General features: G+C 64.1%; 3 protein-coding genes. 1 reads left to right on the top strand and 2 read right to left on the bottom strand.

Translation table 11 applies throughout. The annotated features are described in order from the left end of the window. Positions 1–227: 227 nt before the first annotated feature. On the top strand, positions 228–677 hold the full coding sequence (locus IOC69_RS05305) for a CreA family protein (protein ID WP_290542498.1): 450 nt from the start codon (positions 228–230) through the stop codon (positions 675–677). A 51-nt stretch (positions 678–728) separates the two neighbouring features. Here IOC69_RS05305 and arsC read toward each other — a convergent pair whose 3' ends face one another. Then, positions 729–1,148: an arsenate reductase (glutaredoxin) gene (gene arsC, locus IOC69_RS05310; RefSeq protein WP_290542496.1), complete on the bottom strand. Its 420-nt coding sequence runs from the start codon at positions 1,146–1,148 to the stop codon at positions 729–731. Next, positions 1,145–2,191 (bottom strand): ACR3 family arsenite efflux transporter, encoded by a 1,047-nt coding sequence (gene arsB, locus IOC69_RS05315; protein ID WP_290542497.1) that lies wholly within the window; start codon positions 2,189–2,191, stop codon positions 1,145–1,147. Before arsB ends, arsC begins: the two co-directional genes overlap by 4 nt. Positions 2,192–2,501 lie beyond the last annotated feature (310 nt).

Raw genomic sequence — 2,501 nt, forward strand, 5'->3', positions numbered from 1 at the left:
TCGCATTTTCGACGGTCAACCGGTGTCCACTTGACCTGAAAATGCTCTGTCTCTTTGTTTGGTCGCATTTTCGACGGTCAACCGGTGTCCACTTGACCTGAAAATGCTCTGTCTCTTTGTTTGGTCGCATTTTCGACGGTTTGGAGGGTTCGATGACGCGAATTTTTCGGTCTATTGCAGCCTTGACGGTCGTTCTGGGGATATCCGCCCCCGCCATTGCCCAGCAGATGGCGGACGACCCGCAGCTGATCTTCCGGAACACCACCGTGTGGCGGATGCTGTCGCCCGACGCCACGCTCGACACCTATGTGATCGACGATCCCATCGTTGAGGGTGTCGCCTGCTACTTCACCCTGCCGCGGGTGGGCGGCTGGAAGGGCTGGGCGGGCTTCGCCGACGAGAGCTCCATCACGTCCATCGCCTGCCGCCAGGTGGGGCCGATCAAGATCACCTCGAAATTCTCCCAGGGCGAGGAAATCTACCGCGAGCGCCGTTCGCTGTTCTGGAAGAAGATGCAGATCGTGAGGGGCTGCGACGCCAGGCGCAACGTGCTGGTCTATCTCTCCTACACCGACCGGCTGATCGAAGGCTCGCCGCAGAACTCCACCTCCACCGTGCCGGTGATGCCGTGGGGCAACGAGCAGGCGCCGAATTGCGGGGATTTCGTGAACCCGTGATGCGTCTTGGATTCTTCCGCTGAAGGGGCGGCCGGGCAGGGAGGCGGCCTTTCACACGCGGTTTCCGGCGGCGTCGATCAACAGGCTGCCATCTTCCTTGAGGAAGGGGCCAGGTGGCCAGCGGTCGAGAAGATCGAGCACCGTTTCGCTGGGCCGGCACAAGCGCACGCCCTTGGCCGTGCAGACGATGGGACGGTTGACCAGCACCGGGTGCTCAATCATGGCGGCGAGAATATCCTCGCCGCTCACGGCCTCCTCGAGCAGGCCCAATTCGGCGGCGGGCGATTTGGTGGTGCGCAGCGCCGTGCGGGGCGTCAACCCCGCGGCGGCGAAGAGCCCCAGCAGCTGCGCCCGCGTCCAGCCGGTTTGCAGATATTCGACGATTGCGGGGCTGTAACCCGCCGCCCCGATGATCGCCAGCACGTTGCGCGAGGTGCCACAATCGGGGTTGTGGTGGATGACGACGCTCACCGCGCGCCCTCCCTGCGGGCAAGCCCCGCCTCGTACCAGCCCTTGCTGGCATTGACGATCTTCACCACCGACAGCATCACCGGCACTTCGATCAGCACACCCACGACTGTGGCAAGTGCAGCACCCGAGTGGAGGCCGAAGAGGCTGATCGCGGCGGCGACCGCGAGTTCGAAGAAGTTCGACGCGCCGATGAGCGCCGAGGGGCCCGCCACGCAATGCTGCTCGCCGCTCCAGCGGTTGAGCAGATAAGCAAGGCCGGCGTTGAAATAGACCTGGATGAGAATGGGCACGGCAAGAAGCGCGATGACCAGCGGCTGGGCAATGATCTGCTGGCCCTGGAAGGCGAAGAGCAGCACGAGCGTGGCGAGCAGCGCCACCAGCGAGATGGGCTGCAGCCGATGCAGCAGGCCCTGCAGCGCCGCCTCGCCGCCGGACGCCAGCACGCCGCGGCGGATCGCCTGGGCCACGAGCACCGGCACGAGAATATAGAGCGCCACGGAGAGCAGCAGCGTCTCCCACGGCACGGCGATGGCGGAGATGCCGAGCAGAAAGGCGACGAGCGGCGCGAAGGCGACGATCATGATCGCGTCGTTGAGGGCCACCTGCGAGAGCGTGAAATGCGGCTCGCCCTTTGTCAGGTTGCTCCATACGAAGACCATGGCGGTGCAGGGGGCGGCGGCGAGCAGGATGAGGCCTGCGATGTAGCTGTCGATCTGGTCCGCCGGGAGCCATGAGCGGAACAGCCAGCCGATGAAGACCCAGCCCAGCAGCGCCATGGAGAAGGGCTTCACCGCCCAGTTGATGAACAGCGTGACGCCAATGCCGCGCCAGTGGCGGGTGACCTGACCGAGGGCCGCGAAGTCGATCTTCACCAGCATCGGCACGATCATCGCCCAGATCAGCACGGCGACGGGCAGGTTGACCTTCGCCACCTCCATGGCGCTGACCGCCGCGAACACCCCCGGCATCGTCTGCCCCAGCGCAATGCCGACAAGGATGCACAGCAGCACCCAGACGGTGAGGTAGCGTTCAAACAGCGGCATGAGGGAGCTCCTGGACGGGTGACCGGGCAGAATTATTGCGGCCATGTGACTGGTTCATGAAGGCCCTTGCCGGCAACCGCGAAGCGCACGGCCCCGGGCAGGGCATGTTCGGTTCAGCGGAATCGAAACCTGCTCAATCCGGAATCAGAGTGTGTCAAAGATGCGTTTTTCAGCAGCCCGTTAGTACTACAGTTGCGTCTGCGATAGATTTGTGATTCCTGCCGCTTTTGGCGGGAGGACGACAATGGTCGCGGAGTGGTCGGGCGCGTTGCTGGAGTGGGAGGCGGAGCTTGCCTCGCTCAAGGCGAGA

The sequence above is a fragment of the Aestuariivirga sp. genome, from assembly GCF_020252405.1.
Lineage (GTDB): Bacteria > Pseudomonadota > Alphaproteobacteria > Rhizobiales > Aestuariivirgaceae > Aestuariivirga.